Source organism: Chloroflexota bacterium (assembly GCA_038040195.1).
Taxonomy (GTDB): Bacteria; Chloroflexota; Limnocylindria; order QHBO01; family QHBO01; genus DASTEQ01.
On sequence record JBBPIR010000001.1, the window covers coordinates 551,873 to 573,612 of the forward strand.

Annotated in this window: 20 protein-coding genes and 1 other RNA gene; 9 read left to right on the top strand and 12 right to left on the bottom strand. The window is 69.5% G+C overall.

Annotated elements, in window-relative coordinates; genetic code table 11:
- Positions 1 to 320 precede the first annotated feature (320 nt).
- Positions 321 to 1,286, top strand: a complete 966-nt coding sequence (locus AABM41_02790; GenBank protein MEK6191234.1) for a DUF5668 domain-containing protein — start codon at positions 321 to 323, stop codon at positions 1,284 to 1,286.
- Positions 1,283 to 1,762, top strand: a complete 480-nt coding sequence (locus AABM41_02795) for a PspC domain-containing protein (GenBank protein ID MEK6191235.1) — start codon at positions 1,283 to 1,285, stop codon at positions 1,760 to 1,762. The genes AABM41_02790 and AABM41_02795 overlap by 4 nt, the downstream gene beginning before the upstream one ends.
- On the opposite strand, the gene AABM41_02800 is transcribed toward AABM41_02795, so the two are convergent.
- Positions 1,670 to 6,187 carry a phospholipid carrier-dependent glycosyltransferase gene (locus AABM41_02800; GenBank protein ID MEK6191236.1) on the bottom strand — a complete coding sequence of 1,506 codons (4,518 nt, stop codon included), beginning with the start codon at positions 6,185 to 6,187 and terminating at the stop codon, positions 1,670 to 1,672. The genes AABM41_02795 and AABM41_02800 overlap by 93 nt on opposite strands.
- A gap of 77 nt (positions 6,188 to 6,264) precedes the next feature.
- On the opposite strand from AABM41_02800, the gene AABM41_02805 reads away from it, so the two are divergent.
- Positions 6,265 to 7,020, top strand: coding sequence for a glycosyltransferase family 2 protein (locus AABM41_02805; GenBank protein ID MEK6191237.1), 756 nt, complete (start codon positions 6,265 to 6,267; stop codon positions 7,018 to 7,020).
- 7 nt (positions 7,021 to 7,027) lie between these two features.
- Here AABM41_02805 and AABM41_02810 read toward each other — a convergent pair whose 3' ends face one another.
- The 6 genes from AABM41_02810 to dnaA all read right to left on the bottom strand — a co-directional run bounded on the left by AABM41_02810 (position 7,028) and on the right by dnaA (position 14,131).
- Complete coding sequence (locus AABM41_02810) at positions 7,028 to 7,585, bottom strand: bifunctional nuclease family protein (protein ID MEK6191238.1); 558 nt, start codon at positions 7,583 to 7,585, stop codon at positions 7,028 to 7,030.
- Between the two features lie 19 nt (positions 7,586 to 7,604).
- The gene (locus AABM41_02815) at positions 7,605 to 9,821 is read right to left on the bottom strand and encodes a hypothetical protein (protein ID MEK6191239.1); all 2,217 of its coding nucleotides are present in this window, start codon (positions 9,819 to 9,821) and stop codon (positions 7,605 to 7,607) included.
- Positions 9,818 to 10,177: a hypothetical protein gene (locus AABM41_02820; GenBank protein MEK6191240.1), complete on the bottom strand. Its 360-nt coding sequence runs from the start codon at positions 10,175 to 10,177 to the stop codon at positions 9,818 to 9,820. The genes AABM41_02815 and AABM41_02820 overlap by 4 nt, the downstream gene beginning before the upstream one ends.
- Positions 10,178 to 10,187: 10 nt before the next feature.
- The gene (locus tag AABM41_02825) at positions 10,188 to 11,378 is read right to left on the bottom strand and encodes a DNA replication/repair protein RecF (GenBank protein MEK6191241.1); all 1,191 of its coding nucleotides are present in this window, start codon (positions 11,376 to 11,378) and stop codon (positions 10,188 to 10,190) included.
- Positions 11,379 to 11,384: 6 nt separating this feature from the next.
- Entirely contained in the window at positions 11,385 to 12,521 is a 1,137-nt protein-coding gene (gene dnaN, locus AABM41_02830) for a DNA polymerase III subunit beta (GenBank protein MEK6191242.1), read from the bottom strand.
- A 269-nt stretch (positions 12,522 to 12,790) separates the two neighbouring features.
- Positions 12,791 to 14,131: a chromosomal replication initiator protein DnaA gene (dnaA, locus tag AABM41_02835; protein ID MEK6191243.1), complete on the bottom strand. Its 1,341-nt coding sequence runs from the start codon at positions 14,129 to 14,131 to the stop codon at positions 12,791 to 12,793.
- A 329-nt stretch (positions 14,132 to 14,460) separates the two neighbouring features.
- On the opposite strand from dnaA, the gene rpmH reads away from it, so the two are divergent.
- Genes rpmH through AABM41_02865 form a run of 6 tightly spaced genes read left to right on the top strand, consistent with a single transcriptional unit; the run spans position 14,461 to position 17,737 of the window.
- Positions 14,461 to 14,595: a 50S ribosomal protein L34 gene (rpmH, locus tag AABM41_02840; GenBank protein ID MEK6191244.1), complete on the top strand. Its 135-nt coding sequence runs from the start codon at positions 14,461 to 14,463 to the stop codon at positions 14,593 to 14,595.
- 17 nt (positions 14,596 to 14,612) lie between these two features.
- Positions 14,613 to 14,951 (top strand): ribonuclease P protein component, encoded by a 339-nt coding sequence (gene rnpA / locus AABM41_02845; GenBank protein ID MEK6191245.1) that lies wholly within the window; start codon positions 14,613 to 14,615, stop codon positions 14,949 to 14,951.
- A 4-nt stretch (positions 14,952 to 14,955) separates the two neighbouring features.
- Entirely contained in the window at positions 14,956 to 15,162 is a 207-nt protein-coding gene (yidD, locus tag AABM41_02850) for a membrane protein insertion efficiency factor YidD (GenBank protein MEK6191246.1), read from the top strand.
- A gap of 10 nt (positions 15,163 to 15,172) precedes the next feature.
- The gene (locus tag AABM41_02855) at positions 15,173 to 16,294 is read left to right on the top strand and encodes a YidC/Oxa1 family membrane protein insertase (GenBank protein MEK6191247.1); all 1,122 of its coding nucleotides are present in this window, start codon (positions 15,173 to 15,175) and stop codon (positions 16,292 to 16,294) included.
- Positions 16,291 to 17,316: an RNA-binding cell elongation regulator Jag/EloR gene (jag, locus tag AABM41_02860; GenBank protein ID MEK6191248.1), complete on the top strand. Its 1,026-nt coding sequence runs from the start codon at positions 16,291 to 16,293 to the stop codon at positions 17,314 to 17,316. The genes AABM41_02855 and jag overlap by 4 nt, the downstream gene beginning before the upstream one ends.
- Positions 17,317 to 17,323: 7 nt before the next feature.
- A complete protein-coding gene (locus AABM41_02865) occupies positions 17,324 to 17,737 on the top strand; it encodes a hypothetical protein (GenBank protein MEK6191249.1) in 414 nt (137 codons plus the stop codon).
- Positions 17,738 to 17,770: 33 nt separating this feature from the next.
- Here the strand turns inward: AABM41_02865 and AABM41_02870 are convergent, their stop codons facing one another.
- The 5 genes from AABM41_02870 to AABM41_02890 form a co-directional block, all read right to left on the bottom strand.
- Positions 17,771 to 18,169, bottom strand: coding sequence for a hypothetical protein (locus AABM41_02870; GenBank protein MEK6191250.1), 399 nt, complete (start codon positions 18,167 to 18,169; stop codon positions 17,771 to 17,773).
- Between the two features lie 147 nt (positions 18,170 to 18,316).
- Positions 18,317 to 18,674: a transfer-messenger RNA gene (gene ssrA, locus AABM41_02875) on the bottom strand.
- 45 nt (positions 18,675 to 18,719) lie between these two features.
- Positions 18,720 to 19,178: an SsrA-binding protein SmpB gene (smpB, locus tag AABM41_02880; GenBank protein ID MEK6191251.1), complete on the bottom strand. Its 459-nt coding sequence runs from the start codon at positions 19,176 to 19,178 to the stop codon at positions 18,720 to 18,722.
- A 168-nt stretch (positions 19,179 to 19,346) separates the two neighbouring features.
- Positions 19,347 to 20,759, bottom strand: a complete 1,413-nt coding sequence (locus AABM41_02885) for a S41 family peptidase (protein ID MEK6191252.1) — start codon at positions 20,757 to 20,759, stop codon at positions 19,347 to 19,349.
- Positions 20,760 to 20,840: 81 nt separating this feature from the next.
- On the bottom strand, positions 20,841 to 21,734 hold the full coding sequence (locus AABM41_02890) for a permease-like cell division protein FtsX (protein ID MEK6191253.1): 894 nt from the start codon (positions 21,732 to 21,734) through the stop codon (positions 20,841 to 20,843).
- Between the last annotated feature and the right edge of the window lie 6 nt (positions 21,735 to 21,740).

Consider the following 21,740-nt stretch of genomic DNA (forward strand, 5'->3'; position numbering starts at 1 on the left):
GATGCGGACCGGGCACAAAAAGGCCGTGGTCCGGATCGGCCCACGGCTGGGGTCTGAGTCGGCGGCGGTGCCGCCGGATCGTCAGCTGGTCGCGGGCGTAGATCTCCCGTTTCGCGGGGCGCTGAGCGTGCAGGTCATGGCGATGCGGCTCCTCGTTGCGAACGGGAAGGATGGCGGGTGGCGGCTACACCCGGCGTTGGTCGCCGGCGGAGTCTACGGGCGGGGGTCGGACGGTGTCAAGAAACGGGCCGAATGGCATTGGAGTCCGGACAGGACGGGTGCCAGAATGGGAGTCCTAGCTCGGAGGGGAGTCAGTCGCCATGAAATCCGCGCCGCGCGGCGCCATCTTCTGGGGCGCCGCACTTGTCACCGCCGGAGTGGTGATCCTGGCCATTCAACAGGGCTACATCAACGACGAGATCCTGGCCGAGGCCTCGCGGTGGTGGCCCTTGATCCTGATCGGCGCCGGCGTAGCGGTCATTTTCGCCGGCAGCCTGGGCGTGGTGGCCATCGGCTTGGCCGGGATCCTTCTCGGCGCGTTGATTGGCGGGCTGGTGGGGAGCGGGGGTTCGTTCCCGACTGCGTGTGGTGGCGGTGACCCCGCCCCGTTGGGCGCCTTCGAAAGCGGCTCCTTCGGCGGGAGTGGCGGCGACGTCGAGCTAGATCTCAATTGCGTCACCCTCGAGGTGAGCGGCGGAGACGCCCCGGAGTGGATCGTCGAGGCCGACGAGGAGTCCGCCTCGGATCTCGAGCTGGCCTCGGCCGAGCGGAACCTGGTAATCCGATCCGGCGACGCGGTGTCGCTGGGCGGACGCCGTAACGTGGCGCTGGCACTCCCCCAGGACGACGGTACGAACATTTCGACCTCGCTCAACGCCGGGGACGCGACTCTGGATCTGGCCGGAGGCCACTGGGGCGCGATCCTGATGGACGGGAACGCGGCGGCCTTTACGGTCGACCTCTCGGACGCGGAGGTGGACTCGCTGGAGGCGTCACTGAACGCGGGATCGGCCGGCCTCCAGTTCTCCGATCAGACCGCGGTCGGATCGGTCCGGCTGAGCGCGAATGCGGGCGAGTTCCACGTCTGCGTGCCCGATGGCATCGGCCTGCAGGTCACCATCGGCAGTGACGTCGCGGTGGGTCACAACCTCGACGAAGAGGGATTGACCGAGGATGGAGACGTGTGGCGCACGCCGGGATACGCGTCCGCGGACATCCGGATCGACATCGTGTTCAGCGGCAACGCCGCCGCGTTCACGCTCAACCCGGAGGGAGGCTGCTCATGAACCGTCGTCTGTACCGATCGGTGGTCGATCGTCGCATCGGCGGGGTGGCGGCGGGAACCGCCACCTACTTCGACCTTGATCCCTCGATCGCTCGCGTCCTGTGGCTGCTGCTCGCCTTCCTCTCAGGCGGCGTGTTCTTCGTCGTCTACCTGGTCATGTGGGCAGTCGTCCCTGAGGAGCCACACCCGACAGGGGCAGCCGCGCCGACCACGGCCGCGCCAGCATCGGGAGAAGCGGGAGATGAAACAGCCGCGGCAGCCGCCGCCGACACTGCTCCCGCGTCGTGGCCCCCGCCTGCCCACGCGGCGGGCGGACCTGGCGGTCGGGTGATCCTGGGTGCCATCCTGATCGTGATCGGCGTCTGGTTCCTGGCCGCCGAGTTCCTACCCTGGCTGAACTGGGACCTCGTCTGGCCCATCGGTCTGGTCGTCATCGGCGTCCTGGTCCTGGCTACCGCCCTCCGCCGCAGCAGCTGAGGAGCCCGACCGCTCGCGAATCCGGCCGGCCAGGAGGTCGCGCCCGAACGACGCGAACGACGCCGCCGCCAACGACACGACGGTGGCCAACCCCAGGACGAAGAGATCGGTGCTGATCAGGGGCGGCCGGTCCCCCTGGGGCGGCCCCGGGAACTGGAACGCGTAGTTCCACGGCGGCAGGGCGCGGGCGGCGTTGACGTACCAGTCGGGCATGGCCAGCGCCGAGTTGAGCGGGTAGATCATCAGCCCCGTCACGCCCACGGCGATCAGGAACGCAATCCCGTAGTCGCGCAACCATCGATCGCGCAGCACCTCGTCCAGGACGTAGGCGACCGCCACGAACGCGAACAGCACCGCGGTCAGGTAGTGGTACTGGAAGGTCGCTCGCTCGATCCGCGCCCAGGGCAGGTACTGGAACGCGAAGGCAATCACCACCAGCAGGAGCGCCCACGAACGCCGACGCCAGGCGAGCAGGAGCGCCACCCCGATGGCCGGCACGCTGGCCCAGAACAGGACCGGGTTCCCGCCGTTGTAGGTCACCGCTACGCGCAGGAGGTCGAATGAATGGCTGTAGAACCAGACCGGCTTGAGGTCCAGCGGCCAGCTCCACCACGGCGACGAGGCGGCGTGCCCGGCCTGCAAGCCGTAGTGGTAGCCGAACATCTGGGCGTGGAGCTCATCCATTGACCAGGCGTAGCCGGGGCCGCTGTTCGGGATCGCAAACGAGTGGCCCACGTCCAGCCAGGGGATGAAGGTGGCGACGTACGCCGCGAGCGGGACGATCAGCAGGCACACGAAGATCCACGGCCACGCGAAGCCGGCCATCTCGGCCGGGTGGAACCATCGGGCGTCACTCCCCGGTCGCAGCAGGCTGCGGGTGCCGCGGGCGAGCAGCAGGAACGCCGCGATGCCGAGGGCCACAACGGCAGGCCACCGGGCCTCGAGGCCGCGGAACAGGATCCCGAAGCCCAGCTCGACGATGCCCCCTGGCTGACGGCACGGCGAGGCGCCGCAGTCGAGGGTCTGGAATGCGATGACGAAGGACAGACCGATAGCGCCGACCACCACCCCCGTCGAGGCGACAGCCCACAGCTCGGAGCCGGACAGGCGCACCGGCCGGACCCAGGCCACCGCCAGCGCCAGGCCAAGCACGGCGAGCGCGATGAGGGTGAAGGCCCATGGCGGCCACGGAGAATCGGGCCATGGGGCGCCCATGCCAACCGCGACTGCCGCGAAGCCGGTCGCCGCCACGAGGATGAATCGGCCCAGCTGTGAGCGAAGCAGGACCAGGAACCACAGGCCGATGAGCGCGTACCAGCCCACCCACTTGGACGCGGCGGCCAGACCGATCATGACCCCCACCAGGGGCAGCACCCACCACGCTCTCCGGCGCCAACGGCCGCCCCAGATGGGCCAGAACAGGGCGTAGGCAGCCACGATGAAGAACGCGACGAAGATGTCGTTCATCGCGATCCTGCTCATCGCGAAGCTCATCAGGTCGATGGCCACGAACAGCCCGGCCAGGATGGCGATCGAGCGGCGCCGGAACAGCATCGCGGTGAAGGCGTAGGCCAGTCCGGCCAGCAGGGCCCCGAACACCGCCGCCGCCAGACGCCAGGCGTAGGCGTTGTCGCCGATGTCGAGGCTGACCAGCGCGCCGCCGTCGGCGCGCTGGGTGGAGACGATCAGCCGGCCGTGGTCATCGGTCTGGGAGGTGTCGCTGACGTCGAAGGCCAGGGCCAGCGGCTCGCCCTCGACCGGGGTCTCGTCGTAGACCGCGTACCCCGAGCGGCTGTCCCCGTGGGGCATGATGGCCCAGACCTGCTGTGGTCCTGCCACGTACACCAGGTTGGCCACCACGTCCCAGCCGAGGGCGCGGGCCGGACCGGGGAGCGGGATCGTGTCGTCCGGAATGATCCCGCCGCCGCGCAGAATCATCATGCCGCCGGTCGTGGCCGGGTGCTCGTCGGTGGCCGGCAGCGGACCGACCGGCACCCAGGTCAGCTGGTTCGTCCCGCGCCCGCTGGTCATCAGCATCCCGAGCGGTGGAGACTCGGGCGTCTCCGTGGTTTCGGTCCTCAGCGTCCCCGCGTCCAGCGAAAGCACCACTTCTCGGTTAGGGTCGATGACGATGACCCGCGCGCTGACCTCGTCGTCGCCACTCACCGCACTCGCGTAGGTGATGGCGCTGACCGTCATCTCGCGGCGCGCCATCTCCGCTCCGGTCGCCCGCTCGAACACGGCCACCTCGTCCGGGCCGCGCACGACGAGTACCGAATCGTTGAGCGGCACGAGCAGCCCCAGGACGCGGGACATGCCGGTCTCGATGCCGAACGTGATCACGGGCGGCGCGCGCTCCGCCCCTCCACTCAGGAACGCGTTCAGGTCCCAGGCTGCGATCGTGCCGCTGTCGCCCAGACCGGCCAGGAGCCGGCCGGTGTCCGGGTCCCAGGCCAGGCTCGACACCGGGCCATCGGCCTCCCAGCTGTCCACGACCACGCCGCTGGACGCGTCGCGGGCTTCGATCGTCCGGCTCCCATCCGAGGTGAACACGATCGAGGCGGGCCATGCCGAGGCCGTTTTCTGGGGCGCCACCGCCAGGCTCGTCGCCGGCGCATCAAGCTCGGTGCTGCCGCTCACCTGGTTCGGGTTCGCGACCACGATGCCGGCCGCGATGAGGTACTTGGCCAGCATGGGGTGGGTCCACTCGTACGGGTCGCGGTCCCAGCCCCAGGTCCAGTTGGCCAGGTATTCGGCTGCGGTGCGGCCGTGATAGACCTCGTCGAAGATCATCGACCGCGGCACGTCCAGCCGCCACAGGCGCAGCACGAGGGCCAATGCCACCAGGCCCACGACCAGGGCCAGGTCCAATCGGTCCAGGCGTCTCGGGGGCTCGCGTTCGTCCTCCGCGACCGCGTCCTGGCGCAGCCAGCGCCAGCCGGGGCGCCCGCGCGCCGCCCGGACCGCGCTCGCCGCCGCGGCGGCCTCCTCGGCTGCTCCCACGTCGACCTCGGGAACGGCCTCGGCACGCCCTTGAGGTTCCCGGCGCAGCGCCTGCCAAACGATCCAGCCCAGCACGACCACCGCGCTCAGGGACACGAGGTAGACGCCGAAGTCGCTGAAGACGGTGGCGGCCAGCAACGGGTCGCGGGCAAACGGCTCGCCCCCGATCCCGGGGTTGATGACCGGAGGGGAGGCGTACGACCAGTCCGCCGAGTAGACCCAGTAGATGTTCAGGAAGAACAGGGCCGAGAGGGCGAGGAACGCAACTGCCCACCGGACGGCCCTCCCCGCCAGCGGGGCCGCCAGCGCGATGGCCGGGAAGAGATACCGCTCGTGGACCCGGGTCGGCAGCGCGAAGAAGGCGACCGCCATGGTCAGCGAGCTCAAGAGGAGGCCCTGCATGTCGTCGCGCCGCGCCACCGCCACCAGGGCGACGATGGCCGCCAGGCCAAACAGCGCGATCCCGACCATGGCCCACGTCACGCCCAGGCCGCCCAGGCTGAGGGCGATGGCCTGGTCGTTTCCCCATTGCTGGACCTGCGGCAGTCCACTCCACGGGTTGCGCCACAGGTTGAAGGCGTTGATGGTGAGCCCCTGGTACTGGTTGGCTGCCGCCAGGAACTTGTCGATCAGGCCGGTCGTTGGATCCCCGGTGGGCAGAAGGGTCATCCCAAACGGGAGGAGCAGGGCCACCAGTGTTCCGAACCCTACCGCCAGCGAGGTCAGGACGCGGACCGGGTCGGGGCGGGCCGCGAGCGTCGGGTCCGATGAGCGGCCGAACAAGTGCCGTTTGAGCCCGACCACGGCCACGATGGGAATGAGCCAGCCGAACTGGAACTTGATCAGGAGCGCCACTACGGCGGCCAGCCCGGCGGCTTCGGTCCACCCCCGGCCCAGGGCGTACAGCCCGGCAAGGATGACGAGGACCCCGACTGCATCCATCTGGCCCCAGACCGCTGAGTTGAACACGGTCCCCGGGTTGAACAGATAGGCCGCGGCGCCGATGAGGCCAATCCGGGCGCCCGATCCGAGCCAGCGAATGGGCGGCCGATCCCCGAAGAACCGGACCGCGATGAGGTAGATGAGCCATGCCACCCCGAGATCGGCGGCGATCCCCGGGACCTTAACCAGGCCGCGAATGGGGCTGGCCCCCAGGATGGGTTCCAGGAAGCGGGACACTTCGCCCAGCAGCCACAGCACGTACATGTAGCCGGGTGGGTAGTCGGCGAAATAGCCCGGCGCGTAGAACCCGCCGGGGCCGATATCGGCCAGGCGCAATGCCCATGCGCCGAAGGCGGTGATGTCGTTGTGGAAGCCGCTCAGGGGCAGGATCACGGCCGCGACAAGAACGCGCAGCGCGAGGCCGGCGAGTAAGAGCACGAGGAGGGTGCCGAACGGATCGAGGAAACGACGGGTCGGCAAGGCGGCGGTGAGTATAGCGCCGGGTTCCGCTACCATCCGCGCCACCCCTTGACCGGCCGCGAAATCCAGGGAGGCTCGTGAACGAATCGGTCTCAGCCCGCCCCGCCCTGACGTTCTTCTTCCCCGCCTACAACGAGGAAGCGAACATCGAGCGGACGGTGGCGCGGGCCATCGACGACGTCGGGCCCCTGGCCGACTCGCTCGAGGTCCTGGCCATCGACGACGGATCGACCGATCGCACCCCGCAGCTGGCCGATGAGCTGGCCGCCGCCGACCCCCGGGTCCGCGTCGTCCACCAGCCCAACCGCGGCTACGGCGGCGCGTTGCAGGCGGGGTTTGCCAATGCCCGCGGGGAGCTGATCGCCTTCTCGGATGGCGACCTCCAGTTCGACCTGGCCGAGCTGCGCCGGCTGCTCGATCGGCTCGCGGACACCTCGCGCCCGGTCGACGCCGTCATCGGTTACCGCATCAAGCGGCGCGACCCCGTCCATCGGCTCGTCATCGCCAAGACCTACAACGCCATCGTGTCGGTCCTGTTCGGGCTCCGGGTGCGCGACATCGACTGCGCCATGAAGGTCTTCCGACGCCACGTCTTCGACGGCCTGCGGCTGGATTCCGAGGGGCCGTTCCTGTCGGCCGAGCTGCTCATCAAGCTCAACGCGCGGGGCGTGCGAATGGATCAGGTGGGCGTCACGCACTACCCGCGGACCGCGGGACAGAACACCGGCGCCAGCTTCCTGAAGATCATCCGCACCTTCCGGGACATCTTCCGGCTGCGCTGGGCGCTGTGGACCGACCGGGAGCGGACGCTGGGGTCGTCGCTGGGAACCTGAGCCCCGGCTACTCGATGGGTGGGCGGCCCTCGGACGGTGGGTGGCCCTCGGACGGTGGGCGGCCCTCGGACGGCCCCAGGTCGACGTCGAGCGAGTTCACGAAGTCGCGGAACACGGCCAGCTTCTGGTCGTCCTCGCCCAGCTCGCCGTTCGTCTCGGGCTCGACGCCGGCCTCGTCGAGCACCCGTTCGTCGACGTAGATGGTCGACCCGGTCCTGATGGCGACCGCGATCGCGTCCGAGGTCCGCGAGTCGATCTCCGTCTCCCCGCCCTCGGCGGTCTCCAGGTACAGGCGGGCGTGGAAGGTCCCATCGCTGACGTGGGTGACCACGACCCGGCTCAGCGAGCCGTGGACCGCCCCCAGCACGGTGACCAGCAGGTCATGGGTGAGCGGACGCTCGGCGCTGATGCCCTGCAGGCGCATGGCGATGGCGTTGGCCTCCGACGGACCGATCCAGATGGGCAGGTATCGGTCCCGTTCGGTCTCCTTGAGAATCACCACGTGCTGGCTCGACAGGACGTGGACCCGCACGCTTTCGACGACCATCTCAATGAGCTGGGTCACGGCCCGATTCTAATGGCTGCTACTCGAGCACGACGCGGATGACCCGATCCGGGGTCAGCAGGTAGGCCGCCGGCGGGCCGTCCGGAGTGGACAGGACCTCCATGCCGAGGACCTCGTCCAGCAGGCCGGCGGCATCTCCTCGGCGGGGCGCCATCCACTGCCCGAGGAACGCCCCGTCGGCGCGCCCGAAGGCGATGATTCGCGCGTTGGCGGCGTCGTAGACGAAGAACTCTTCGCGGTCGCCGATGGTGGCGCTGTCCAGGAACTGGTAGTCCAACGGCTCGCGGACCGCGGCATCCGGCGGCGGATCCAGCGAGAAGTCCGACTGCGGGACCGGCGTGCCGAAGTTGACCCGGGTCACGGTCGCGCGCTGGAGGAGCCACAGGTTGGCATCGGCGCGCAGGTCGCGGGCCGTGGCCGGGTTGAGGTCCGCGGCCCCGGTGAGGAACGACTCGGGTGGATCGGGGAAAGTGACCGGGATCACCGCAGGCGGGGTCCACTTCCAGACCACGCCACTGGCGTCGTCCACCGCGTACAGGGTGAAGATCTCGAGCGGCGGCCGATGCTGGAGCGCGGTCAGCAGCCGGCTCCCCGGGGCCAGGTCCTCGATGCCCGCCAGGGGCATCCGGCGCGCCACGCGCTCCACAAGGTCCGCGCGCCACGCCTGGCGCGCGCGGTCGACGATGACCACGTCGGTGGCCGCCGTGGCCAGCAGCCAGGGCTCGCCGGCCACGCCCCCGGCCAGCTCCTGGCCGGCCCGGTAGACGACCTCCGAGGTGCCGGTCGCCGGATCCACGCGGACCACCCGACCCCGACCGGTGTCGATGATCCACAGTGACGTATCGGAGGCGGCAACCATCCGTTCAGGCGAGACCGCGGTGAACGCCGCCGCCAGGTCCACCACGGTCGTCAGCTCCCGGATGCGGGACACGGCGTAGAGGGCATCGAGCCGGCCGTCCAGCCGGATGCGGAGTGGTTCGAGCGCCGATTCCGACACCCCGACTCCCTCGGCCCGGTCGAGGGCTCGCTCGGCGTTGGCCAGGAGATCCTTTGCCTGCTCCGGGTCGCGCTCCACCAGGTCCTGGCCGTCGATCCGGTCCTCCACGGCGGCGATACGCTCCTGGGCCTCGGCGACGGCCTCGCGGGCCACCGTCAGGCGCGGGATGGCCTGCGTGGGATCCACCGACGGGTAGCTGGCCACGGTGACGCCGGCGGCCACCAGGCCGGCGACCGCCAGCATGCCGAGCGCCCCCAGACGCCACCGGCGCCGCGCCTCGAGGGCCTCGGTGCGCACCACCCGTCGGGGGTAGTCCACCCGACGTCGGGGCATGAGGGCCATCAGACGTCCGATGAACAGGTCGAGCGAGCCTCCGAGCCGCGACTGCGCGTGATCCACGGCCTGGTCGGCGCGCCGGATGGCTCCGCCCACCGCATCGGCACCCGGCACAGGGCTGCGGTCCGGAAGCCCCGCCAGCGGGTCAGCCGGTCGAACCGGCTCGAGCCGATGGGTGGTCGCGGTGAGGCCGATCGCCGTCAGCTCGATCGTGATCAGGCCGTCGGAGCCCGAGCCGCCCCGATCCAGGAACAAGCGGTGCAGGTGCTGCGCGGCGGCCGCTGGCCGCAGGTCCAGCAACGCCTTGCGCGTGTCCTCGGCCCCGACCACCTCCGCCAGGTTGCGACTGACCAGCGCCACGCGATCTCCGCCCGCCAGCTCGCCGGACCAGGTCACCGGCTCGATCTCGAGCGCCTCCCCCAGCGAGTCGGCGATCAGCCGGCCGGAGCCGAGGTCATCGCCCGCCGGCAGGGGCGGTGGCAGCTCATAGATGCGCTCACCGCGCACGATGATCGCGCCGGCGGGGCCGATCTTGGCCACGTGGAGCTCCGCGGCGCGGATGGCGACGCCGACCACGCTGATCCGCGCTACCCGGGTCAGGCCCACCCGTCCGCGGGCGTGGTAGAGGCGCCGGTTGGCCTGGGCAACGGCGCGGGCCAGGGTGTCGAGCGGACCGGCCGACAGGTCGTAGTAGTAGTCGTGCTCGATCGCCTCCAACGTCTGCCGGGCAGCCCGCACCGTGCCGGCCCCGGGCTGCGTCAGCTGGGCCAGCAGGTAGAGGCTGCCTTTGGTCCGGACCGGGGCACCAACGGTCGGCTCGTTGACCCGGACCAGGTCGGTCGCGTCCGGCGCACGCTCCGCCTCGGGGACGAGACCGAACCGGGTCGCCAGACGCTGGCTCATGACGGGCCTTCGGTCGCCCCCGGCCGAAGCACCACGGCTACGCCGCGCAGCTCGTACAGCGCGCCCGGGCGGCCGCGCTGGAGCTCGTTGACGGCCTGGGCCAGGCGATCGCCACGCAGCTTGAGCTCGGCGGCCAGGATCGGCTCGGGGGTCACGACGGTAGCCACACCGTTGTTCACGCTGACCAGGCGGCTCCACATGCCGTGGGGCGTGAGTCCGGCCGCGGCCACGGCCTCGAGCCATGCCAGGCGGGCCTGGGCCAGGGCCAGCTGCTCCGCCGCGCTGGGCCCAACGCACTGCAGGAGCGCGCGCTGGACAGCGCTCACCGCTTCCTCGGTCGTCGGCCGTTTGCTCACGAGGCTTTCCTCACGCCACCCGGGAGGTGCGAGCCAGCCGACCGTCGCCCACGCTCCACACGGGCACGCGGTGCCGGTGGCGGGCGGGCAGCAGGGCCGGGTCGGTGATGGTGACCAGGACCTGGCCCCGTTGCCGGAGCAGGTCGAGTCCCCGCGCCGACCGCTCCGGGTCCAGCTCGCTGAACACGTCGTCGAGGAGCACGATGGGCGACGGTCCGCCGCTCTCGGCCAGCAGGTCGGTCTCCGCAAGCTTCAGCGCCACGATGATCGTCCGCTGCTGGCCGCGGCTGGCGTGGGCGGCAACCGGCAGGCCGCCCAGGGTCACCGCCAGGTCGTCGCGCTGGGGCCCCACCAGCGACACCCCGTTCCAGATCTCCTTCTGGCGGACGTCCTCCAACCGGCGTCGGATGGCCTGGGCGAGGACCAGCGGGTCGGCCTGGGCCGGGTCCGTGCGAGCAGCCTCGCGACCGGGCCAGGCATCCTTCAGCGCATCCGCGTAGGTCAGCCCGACCTGGTCCTCCAGCTCATCCGCGGGCGCCACCGCATCGTGAAGCGGGCCGATGCGGGTCGCCAGGTCGGAGACCACGCCCACGCGCGCGGCCGTAACCCGGCCGCCGATTTGCGCAAGCTGTTCGTCCCAGACGGCCAGCTCGGCCGGGTCCGCTTCCTCGGCCCTGATGGTCCGCAGCAGCGCGTTGCGCTGGGCAAGTACCCGGGCCAGGTCCAGCAGGTCGCGCGCCGTCCCCTTCGAGCGCTGGGCCAGGATGGCGTCCAGGAAGCGGCGCCGCTCCGAAGGCGGGCCCACCAGGAGGAGCATCTCCTCGGGACGGAACAGGACCGCGCGCACCGTATCGGCGAGCGACGCCTGGCGGCGCGCCACCCCGTTCACGGTCAACCGGCGCCGGAGTCCGGGAGGTGGCTCCACCCCGGGGAGCACCAGCTCGACCTGTTCAGTGACGTCGCCTCCGGTGATTGGCGCCAGGTCGAGACGGACGCGAGCCAGCGGCGCGCCATGCGTGACCAGGTCGGCGTCAGCCGCGGGCCGGTGGGAGTGCCCCGAGACGGCGACCCACACCGACTCCAGCAGGTTGGTCTTGCCGGCTCCGTTGGGGCCGGCGATGACGGTCAGCCCCGGGTCAGGCTCCAGCTCGGCGGAGGCATAGCTCCGGTAGTGGTCGAGCAGGAGACGAGCGAGACGCACATCACATCAGGAGGCGGTGCGCACCGGCATGATGACGTGGACGTAGTCGTCCTTGCCGACCCCCCGGATGACGCCGGGGGCCAACGGGCCGGAGAGCTCGAGGATGGCCTCCTCGGCGCCCAGGGCGCCGAGGACATCGGTCAGGTAGCGGGCGTTGAAGGCGATGGTGGTGGGCGTGCCCTCCACCGTGGCCTCGAGCGTGTCCGCGTTGTCACCGATGTCGACCGCATGAGCGCTGATCGTGACGCCGGCTGCCTCGCCGTCCTCGCCGCCGACTTCGACCTTGATAATGTTGGCCGAGTCGCGAGCGAAGAAGCTCGCGCGGCGGGTGCCGGCCAGGAACGCCTCGCGGTCGACGGTGGCGCGTGAGGTCCACGCGTCCTTGCGCGGCACGACCGGCTCGTAGTTCGGGAACTGGCCCTCGATCAGGCGGCTGACCAGGTCGATCCCCTCGACGTGGAAGAGCACCTGGCTCCGGTTGGGGGTGATGGTGATCTCGACCGGCGCCTCGGCGTCGGGGAGGACGCGGACCAGCTCGGCGTAGCTGCGGCCGGGTACCACGATCGTGGTCTCGACGTTGACCGGGCGGGCCAGGACCAGGGTGCGGACCGCGATCCGGTAGTTGTCGGCAGCGGCCAGGGTCATCGTGTCGCCCTCCAGCCGGGTCAGGACCCCGGTCAGGATGGGTCGGGACTCGTCGCTCGCCGCCGCGAAGACGACCTCACCCAAGGCCTCGCGCAGGACGCGCGCGTCGACGGCGGTGAGGGGCGCCTCGCCGATGGCACCCACCACCGGGAACTCGTCGGCCTCGATGCCCTTGATCGAGGCGCGGCTTCCACCACACGTGACCTTCAGGCTGCGGTCCTTGGCCGAGAGCTGCAGGTCGATCTTCTGAGGCGGCAATGATCCGACCAGGTCGGTCAGGAGCCGCGCCGGGACGGTGATCTCGCCGGGGTCCTCGACCTTCCCCGGCACCCAGCAGGTGATGCCGATCTCCAGGTTGGTGGCAGTGAGCTTGAGCCCGCCATCCTCCGTGCGGAGCAGGACGTTGGCCAGGACCGGCAGGGTGGCCCGGCTGGCCACCGCCCGGCTGACGATGCCGAGACCCCGGGCAAGGTTCTCCTGCATGACGGAGAGGTTCATGAAATGCGTCTCACTACGGTTCACCTGAAGCATAGAGTCTTTGAATCGTCGTCTCTGGTAGTAGGGGTGTGGATGGTGTGGACATCCCCGTCATCTGGTTTCGGGAGGCCGTCCGGCGCGTGTTGGCAGCCTGGGGATGCGCGGTTGACCGGCCGGCCGGATTCGTCGATGGCCGGCTGACAAGCCTCTGGCCGGCACCGCGGAGCGTCAACTGCGGCCGGCTCGCGCTCCCCCGCCTGTCCCCAGCCCGAGGCCGGTTGTCCACCACCTCACTCCGAGTAGATCATCTCCCGCACGGCGCTGATCTCACGGCGCAGCTCGTCGTTCTCCGCCATCTCGCGGTTGATCTTGTCGCAGGCGTGCAGCACGGTTGAATGGTCACGGCCGCCGAGCTCGGCGCCAATCCGCAGCAGCGAGATATCGGTCTCCTCCCGGATCAGATACATCGCGATCTGGCGCGGGACGACGATCGCCTTCTCCCGCTTGCTGCTGCGCAGCTGATCGAGGTTCACGCCGTAGTAGTCCGCCACCACGCGCACGATGCGCTGCGGCGTGATGGACCGCTTGCGCGGGTTGTACATGACATTGCTGAGCACCGCCGACGCTAGCTCGATGTTGATCGGTGCCCCGCTCATGGAGGCATAGGCCAGGACCCGGTTCAGGGCGCCCTCCAGCTCACGGACGTTGCTCACCACCTTGCGCGCGATGAACTCGATGACCTCTGGCGGAATGAGGTGCAGCTGGTCCTCAGCCTTCGATCGCAGGATGGCGATCCTGGTCTCCAGGTCGGGCGGGGTCAGGTCGGCGAGGAGCCCCATCTCGAACCGCGAGCGAAGCCGTTCCTCCAGGGTGGTGATGGCCTTGGGCGGCCGATCCGAGCTGAGGACGATCTGCTTGCCGATCTCGTGGATGGCGTTGAAGGTATGGAAGAACTCCTCCTGGGTCCGCTCGCGCTCGGCGATGAACTGGATGTCGTCGATGAGCAGGACGTCGATGCGCCGATATCGGCCCCGGAAGTCCTCCATCTTCTGCTCGCGGATGGAGTTGATGAAGTCGTTGGTGAATTTCTCGCTGGTCGCGTACAGGATGCGCTTGCGCGGAAACTTGGCCGCCACCGCATGCCCGATGGCGTGCATCAGGTGGGTCTTGCCCAGGCCCACCCCGCCGTACAGGAACAGGGGGTTGTAGGCGTGGCCGGGCCGCTCTGCGACCGACAGGGCAGCGGCATGCGCCAGCCGGTTGGCACTGCCGACGATGAAGTTCGAGAACGTGTACCGCCCGTTGAGGTTGACCGCGTTCCCGCTCGGCGTGGAGACCGGGACCGGCGTCAGCTCGTCACTCGACTGCTCCGGGGCAGGGCCGGGGGCATCGGCCACCACGAACTCGACCCGCACCGACCGGCCGACCACGCGGGCCAGGGTCTGGCTGACCAGGGTCCGATAGCGGTTGTCCAGCCAGTCCCTGGTGAACCCGTTGGGCGCCGAGATGCGGAACAGGTGCTCGTCGATCTCTTCGAGCGAGGTGTCCTTCAGCCAGGTTTCAAAGTTGGCGGCCGAAAGGCTGACCTGCAGCTCGCCTAGGACGGCGCGCCACACCTGTTTCGCATCCATTCGACAGACGCCTCCAGGCCGGCCGCGGGGAGCCGCGGACCGGGCGAAATCCGAGATTCTGGTGCTCCTCCGGGGCGGGCACGGCCCGTTTGGTGGGCGTCTGGCTCCGGGGGGTCGGCGTAGTGTAGCGCCCGCCGCTAGCCCGGGCAATCCTTCGCAGCCAGTTGGCCCCCGACCGGGGTTTGACACCCCGCGACGAGGGTAGGCTAGAATCGCCGCCACGCGACGCAGACCGTCAACGACGCACCGATGAGGCTGGCGAAACGCCAGCCTCGCGCGTGTTCGGCGGCCTGCGGCGCCCTGGTTGAACAGAGGGTGAGCACGCGACGATGAAACGGACCTACCAGCCCAAGAAGCGCGCCCGGAAGCGGAATCACGGCTTTCGGGCTCGCATGGCTTCCAAGGGCGGTCGCCGCGTGCTTTCCCGCCGTCGGGCGAGGGGGCGCACCCGGCTGAGCGCCTGACTTCCCGGACCGCAGCCGTGCCGGCCTATCCGACGCTCCGTCGTCGGGCCGACTTCGAAGCGGTGACGCGCTCCGGAACCGTCAGCGCCACCCGGCTGCTGGTCCTGCGGGCCCGGCGAACCGACGAGCCGATCACCCGGATCGGCCTGGCAACCCCGGCCACCTTGGGCGGGGCGGTGGAACGGAATCGGGTACGACGCCGCGTGCGTGAGCTGGTCCGGGCGCGCTATGGCGAGATGGGAGCGGGCTGGGACCTGCTGGTGATCACGAAACCTGACGCTCGACGCGCGACGTTCGCGGAGTTGGGGGCTGCCCTCGACACGCTGCTCGCGCGCGCCGGGGTGACCGCGGCATGATCGCGTGCGGCTGATCGGGCTGGGCCTCATCCGCGCTTACCAGCGGCTCACGTTCTGGATGCCGCCGACCTGCCGGTACACGCCGACCTGCTCGGCCTACACCTACCGGGCCATCGAGCGCTACGGGTTCTTCCGCGGGTCGTGGATGGGCGTCCAGCGCGTCGCGCGCTGTCATCCGTTCCATCCCGGCGGGTACGACCCGGTCCGCTAGGGAACGCCGCATGGAACCGATTCTGGCCGCCGGATTCTTCGGGATCGAGACCTTCACTCCGCCCTGGGACGTCATCTTCCTCCCCCTCTTCAACGCCCTGATCGGGCTGTATCGCGTCCTCTTCAGCGACCTGGCGCTGGCCATCATCGGCCTGACCGTCCTCATCCGGACCGTGCTGGCGCCGCTGTTCGTGCGCCAGATCCGCTCCCAGAAGGAGATGCAGCGCATGCAGCCGCTGGTCCGCGAGGTCCAGCGCAAGCACAAGGGCAACCAGCGGAAGGTCAGCGAGGAGACCGCGGCCCTGTACCGCGAGCATGGCGTGAACATGTTCGGGGGCTGCCTACCGCTTCTCCTCCAGCTCCCGATTCTCTTCGCGTTGTACCAGGCGTTGACGCGGGCGTCGAGCGCCGTCACCTTTGACCCGTCCGAGGAGCAGCAGGCCAGCTTCGACGCGTTCCTGGCCGCCAACCCGGCGATCGAGTCCCTTGGCAACAACCAGTACCACATCCCATTCGACGGGTCATGCGGGATTTCATCCGAGTTCCAGTCGTTCCTGCCTCTGAACTGCCAGGTCATCACCCCGTTGAAGCTCGATGCGCCGGTGGACACGGTGATCGAGTGGCTCACCAACCCCTTCACCGGGGTGTCGCTGAACCTGGGCACGATTGACCACGCCTTCTCGGTCTTCCTGTTCGGCGGCTTCGCCATATCCGGCATCGCCATCATCGCGGGCATCCTGCAATTCATCCAGGTTCGCATGACCTCGGCTCGGGCCGGGAGTGATGACCCGACCGCGACCACCACCCAGACCATGACGTACCTGTTCCCGATCATGACCGTGGTCTGGGGTGGCATCTTCCCCAGCGGCCTGGTCCTGTACTGGGGGGTGTACACCGCCTACCTGATCATCCAGCAGTTCCTGATCATGGGCTGGGGCAACCTCTTCCCGCTCTTCGGCTGGCAGCCACGCTGGGCACCGAGCCCCGACGCCGGCGACATCGGCATGACCCGACCCGCCAAGAGCCCCACACCACCACCGACCGATGGGCGCGAAGCTCCCGTGCCAGCCAGGGCTGGCGGGCAGCGCCGCTCGAGTCGGAAACGACGAGGCCGGGAGGGCCGAAGACGATGACGTTCAAGGAATTCACCGGAAAGAACGTGGAGGAGGCGATCCGCGCCGCGATGCGCGAGTTCGCCTCGGACCTGGCCGATCTCGACATCGAGATCCTTTCCCAGGGCAGCCGCGGCATCCTGGGCGTGGGCGGCGACGAGGCGCGCATCCTGGCCGCCCCCAAGTCCGCGGTGGCCGAGGCCACCAGCCTGCGGTCCGAGGAACCGCCGGCCCGGGCGGAGGAGGCCGGTGCCGGCGAGAGGGTCGAGGTCGTCGAATCTGCTTCGATGCCCGCTTCCGAACCTGCTTCCGAAAGGGCTTCCGAAGAGGGGTTCGCGATCTCCGAGGGCGGTGGGGATGCCATGACCGATGCCATGGCGGATGCCTTGGCCGACGCCGCGGAGGCGCCCCCGTCGCGCCCCCGGGGCCGAGGCCGAAGCCGCGATGCCGCTCCGCGCGGAGAACCGCGCGCTCCCCGCGACCGGGGCGAGCGACCGGCTCCTCAGCCGCGAAACGGCGAGGGGCGGCCCGAGCCCCGACCCTTCGTGCCTGCCAAGCCGATGGACGAGCTCTCCGAGTCCGAGCGACTCACCCTGGATGAGGCGAAGGCCGTCCTGGAGGAGCTGCTGCGGCTCATGGAGCTGCAGGGATCGGTCGAAGTCCTGATGGGCACCGAGGCGGCCAAGCTGAACGTGGTGGGGACTGACCTCGGCGTGCTCATCGGCCGTCGCGGGGAGAAGCTGGCCAGCCTCCAGCACATCGTCAACCTGATCGTCGCTCGCCGCGAGGGCCAGCTGAACCGGATCATGGTCGACGTCGAGAACTACCGCGGCCGGCGCGAAGACCAGCTGCGCGACGTAGCCGACCGGGCCGCGGAGCGGGTGGCGCAGAGCGGGAAGATCATCCAGCTCGAGGCCATGCCCGCCATGGAGCGCCGCATCGTCCACTTGGCGCTGGCAGAGCACGCCACGGTGCGCACCCAGAGCGTCGGGGTCGAGCCCAACCGCCGAGTGGTGATCCTCCCCGCCACCAGGGTCGAGTAGCGGGCGGATGCCGCGGGCCGAGGAACCGGTCCGGGCCATCGGCCGGCTCGCCCCGGACGGGACCTGGGTCGGCATCGAGCCGGCGGTTGACGGTTACCGGCTCGTCTTCGGTCTCGCGGACGGGCTGACGCTGCGGGACTCGACGGCGGACCCGTTTGAACGACGGGCCGGGCTGGTCGCGGCCGCCATCGCCTTCTTCCTGGCGTCGCTGGCCGATCCGCCGGCGGAGCTGGAAGCCACCCAGGCCGACCTCGCCCACCTCGTGGGCAGCCTCAGTGGTGACACGCGCGAGGTGCTCGATGCGATCGACGACGGTCTCTCGGGGGAGGCCGTCGCGATCCGGCTCCAGCGACTGCTGCCGACCAGAGCGGACGCGACCAGAATCCTGCGCGACCGATACACGCGCGTTGTCGCGCGCTGAGTCTTCCCCCTGGGGCCTTGCCCCGCGCCGGCCCTAGCCAGCGATCGGAGTCGTCCCCTTCTCAGCCTGGTACGCACGCCAGCCCGCGAAGAGCATGACGATGGCAGCCACGACGCCGATGAAGAACTGGATCGTGTCGAAGACGAAGATCGGCGGCGTGAGGATGTAGTCGATCCAGACCAGGGCGACCACGAGAAGGACCACCGTTGCGATGGCTCCCAGGCCGAGCAGAAGCACGCCCTTGGTCATGGGCAGCTTCACGGCCGGGGCGATCTGTGGCTGCAGGACGACAAACAGCACACCGACGCCAGCGGCCAGGGATAGGAAGACCAGCGGGCCCCACTGCGTCGCGATGCTGATCAAGCCGGTGATGATCACGACCACGGCCGCGACGGCCGCCAGCCGGTCATTCGCGCTCAGGGTTGAGAACATGGGCGTTCCTCTCGACAAAACCAGCGCGGGCGAAATAGAGCGTTGCCCGGACCCTGGCTGCCGGAACCGTACCGCGCCGGCATCGGTCAATCAAGAACAAAAAGGAGGACGAAAACGGCGGCCTGGTGGCCGCCGTCTGATGAGTGCTGGTGGAGATGGGGGAGAATCGAACTCCCCGTCCAAGACCATGTCGCCGGGTCTCACTACGAGCGTGTCCGGCCTATTTGGGTTTCGGGCCTCGGGCCCCCAACCGGCGGGGTGCTCCGCGCCCTATCCGGTTGCCTCTCGGCTCTTTGACGCCACTCACCGGAGTCGGCGACGCCGCATCTCCCCTAATGACACCTTCGCCGCCCGGGGAGAGGGGACGGCGTCGATGCTCACTGCCTAAGCAGCGAGAGCGAACTGACGGTTGCCAGTTACGGTTTGCCCGCGGTTTTACGAGGCCTGCGGGCGACCTCGGCTCGCGATTCCCGGTTCCTGGGCCCTGTCGAAACCTGACATCCCCACGAACCGCCGGCCTGGTGTCCGGCTCTTCGAGGATACCACGAGGTCAGAGACGGACCCGAATCTTGGTCTCCCGCTCGAGCTCGCGTCGCGCGTCGCGCTCCGCGATCACGCGCCGCTTGTCGTGCGCCTTGCGGCCCCGCGCCAGGCCCAGCTCGACCTTGGCCAGGCCGTCGCGAATGTAGAGGCGGAGGGGGACCAAGGTGTAGCCACGGATCTGAGTCTTGCCCACCAGCTCGGCGATCTGATCCCGGTGCAGAAGGAGCTTGCGGGTCCGCGTGGGCTCGTGGTTGAAACGACTGGCCTGGGCATAAGGCGCGATATGGGCGCCGATCAACCATGCCTCGCCGCGTTCGACGCGGGCGTAGGCCTCGGCCAGGTTGGCGCGTCCGGCCCGGATGCTCTTGATCTCGGTGCCGGTCAGGACCAGCCCAGCCTCCAGCGTCTCCTCGACGTGGTACTCGTGGCGGGCGCGACGGTTTTGGGCGACGGTCTGCTCAGGCATCGGTCGTGAACCCTATCAGCCCCCGACGGGAGGCAGGAAATGGAAGAGCCGGCCTCGCCGGCCGGCTCCTCCGTCGCTACCACGCGATGGCTGTGTCAGTGCACCGCCTCGGTGGTGGCGCGCCTGGAACTGTCCATTGCACACCACCTCCTTTCGTGGCCGCGGATGCTAGCACGCGCTCCAGGCGGCCCACAACCCGGTTTCCGGTACCCAGCCCACGACACGTAGCTCCGTCAGCGCGGGACGCGCGGCGACAGCCGGTTGCCAGGCTGCCTCCTGTTCCAGTGTCGCCAGGTAGGCGAGGGCGCGATCCAGGACCGGGTCCTCGTCCGCGGGCGTTCCCTCCGGCACGCTGACCACGATGTCCGGCTGAACGCCATCCGGGGCCACGCTGTTGTGGTTCGGCGTGAACCAGCGCGAGATGGTGATCCGAACCCCGCCGCCGTTGGCCAGCTCGTCCCAGATCTGGACCGTGTTCTTGCCGAAGGTCGGCTCACCGATGAGGGTGGCCCGATCGGTCTCCTCGAGGGCCGCGGCGACGATCTCCGAGGCAGAGGCAGACCCGCCGTTGATGAGGACCACGACCTCGATGGCGGGGTCGGTCGCCTGACCTCCGTCGGTCGCCTCCCAGTCGATGACCTCGTCTCCAGCCGACTCCTGGCTGAACAGGAGGCCATCGGCCACGAACTCGGAGGCGATCTCCTGGGCGGCGCTGATGTACCCACCCGGGTTGTCCCGCAGGTCGAACACGATCTGGTCGGCGCCATCGGCCAGCAGGTCGCCGAGCGATTCGCTGAACTGATCGGAAGCGTTGGCGCTGAAGCCATGCAGGGCGATGTACCCGACCTGGTTGGCGAGCATCTCGCTTTCGACCTCGACCACCACGATCTCGGCCCGGGTGATGGTCAGGTCGAACACCTCATCGCCGCGCTGGATGGTGATCGTGACGTCCGTCCCCTCCGGGCCGCGCACCTTCGTCACCTGGTCCTGGATCGTGCTGCCGTTCACGCTCTCGCCGTCGACGGCCTGGACCACGTCGCCGGACTGCACGCCCGCCGCCTCGGCCGGGGACCCGTCGATGGGTGCCACCACCACCAGGAGGCACGTGTCCGACAGCAACGCGCAGGCCTCCAGGTCGTCGGGGTTCTCCGAGTTCTCGACCGCCAGCTCGGCGCCGATGCCGGAGAAGGTCCCGGACAGGTCGCCCAGCGAGTTCTGGTACTCCTCCGGGTTCATGTAGCTGCTGTACGGATCCGCGACGCCGTACTGGAACAGCCCTTCGAGGGCGCCCTCCACCAGCGTGTTGTCGTCCAGCTGGTCGACGTACTGGGCGTGGAGCTTGTCGTAGGCCTCGCAGAACGCCGCGAACGCCTCGCTCGGGGCGGAACAGGACCCGGTGCCGCCGGCAGCCAGGTAGCCGCCCATGAAGAGGGAGGTCCCGAGCAATGCGGCCAGCCCAAAGAGCGCGGCGTAGCGCAACGAGCGTCCGGCTCCAGGGCGGACCGGTGCCTGGGTTGGAACGGGCTGGAGCGTGGGATCGGCTCCGGATTCGGGCCGGTCGGGGGGCGTCGCGTCGTCCATGTTGGAGGGGCGGGAGTGTAGCACCGGTCAGATCAAGGCCCGGTTACGCCCGGGTGCTATTCCCGCAACGCTTGGGCGCGGTCAGACCCCGGTTGCAAGGTGGGCCCGCACGCTGATCCAGCTGCCCAGCATCCCCACCACCAGGCCGACCGACAGGATGAGGACCGCGACGAAGGTGAAGAACTGGGCGCCGACGGCGGTCGGCATCTGGAAGATCTCGATCAGCAGGGGCTGAATGGGCCCCCACACCACGGCCACCAGCAGGACGGTGACCACGGCGCCGAGCAGGCCGCAGAGCATGCCCTCCATGATGAACGGCCAGCGGATGAAGGCGTCGCTGGCGCCCACCAAGCGCATGATCTCGATCTCGCGGCTGCGCGAGAACACCGCGATCCGGATCGTGTTGACGATCATGAAGACCACCGTCAGGCCGACCAGAATCATGGCCGACAGGCCGGCCAGGCGGACCACGTTCGTCACGCCAAGCAGCTTGTCGTACTGCTCCTGGATGGTCGTGATGCGCTCGATCTCGGGTCGCTCGCCGAGCGCGGCGGAAACCGATGTCGCGGCGGCCGGGTCGGTGAGGCCGACCTCGATGCTGGCGTACAGCGTGATGTTCGCTCCACCGGTCTGGAGGGTCTGCCCGCGGTCGAGATACGCCTGCTCGAGCCGCCGCATTGCCTCCTCGGGCGAGACGTACTCCGCCGTCGCCACCCCGGGCAGGGCGCTCACGTCGGCGACGAGCTGGTTCACCTCCTCTGGCGTTAGGCCGTCCACCAGGCGGGCCGTGACCCCGACCTTGCTCTCGATAAAGGCCAGGCCCGCGTTGAGGCCGCCGAGCACGATGACCAGCCCGGACAGCAGGACGAGCATGAGGATCACGGTTGCCGTTGCCGCCAGGCTCATCATCTTGTTGCGCCAAAAGCCCTGCCCGGCCCGGACCAGGGTGAAGCCGAGGAACCTCAGGAATCCCATCACCGC

Excerpts from the sequence above, each read along its gene's own strand:
- AABM41_02885 (MEK6191252.1), bottom strand. The coding sequence starts at position 20,759 with ATGGACGACGCGACGCCCCCCGACCGGCCCGAATCCGGAGCCGATCCC.
- smpB (MEK6191251.1), bottom strand. The coding sequence starts at position 19,178 with ATGCCTGAGCAGACCGTCGCCCAAAACCGTCGCGCCCGCCACGAGTAC.
- dnaA (MEK6191243.1), bottom strand. The coding sequence starts at position 14,131 with ATGGATGCGAAACAGGTGTGGCGCGCCGTCCTAGGCGAGCTGCAGGTC.
- AABM41_02865 (MEK6191249.1), top strand. The coding sequence starts at position 17,324 with ATGCCGCGGGCCGAGGAACCGGTCCGGGCCATCGGCCGGCTCGCCCCG.
- AABM41_02890 (MEK6191253.1), bottom strand. The coding sequence starts at position 21,734 with ATGGGATTCCTGAGGTTCCTCGGCTTCACCCTGGTCCGGGCCGGGCAG.
- dnaN (MEK6191242.1), bottom strand. The coding sequence starts at position 12,521 with ATGAACCTCTCCGTCATGCAGGAGAACCTTGCCCGGGGTCTCGGCATC.
- AABM41_02870 (MEK6191250.1), bottom strand. The coding sequence starts at position 18,169 with ATGTTCTCAACCCTGAGCGCGAATGACCGGCTGGCGGCCGTCGCGGCC.
- AABM41_02855 (MEK6191247.1), top strand. The coding sequence starts at position 15,173 with ATGGAACCGATTCTGGCCGCCGGATTCTTCGGGATCGAGACCTTCACT.
- AABM41_02795 (MEK6191235.1), top strand. The coding sequence starts at position 1,283 with ATGAACCGTCGTCTGTACCGATCGGTGGTCGATCGTCGCATCGGCGGG.
- jag (MEK6191248.1), top strand. The coding sequence starts at position 16,291 with ATGACGTTCAAGGAATTCACCGGAAAGAACGTGGAGGAGGCGATCCGC.
- AABM41_02815 (MEK6191239.1), bottom strand. The coding sequence starts at position 9,821 with ATGAGCCAGCGTCTGGCGACCCGGTTCGGTCTCGTCCCCGAGGCGGAG.
- AABM41_02790 (MEK6191234.1), top strand. The coding sequence starts at position 321 with ATGAAATCCGCGCCGCGCGGCGCCATCTTCTGGGGCGCCGCACTTGTC.
- rpmH (MEK6191244.1), top strand. The coding sequence starts at position 14,461 with ATGAAACGGACCTACCAGCCCAAGAAGCGCGCCCGGAAGCGGAATCAC.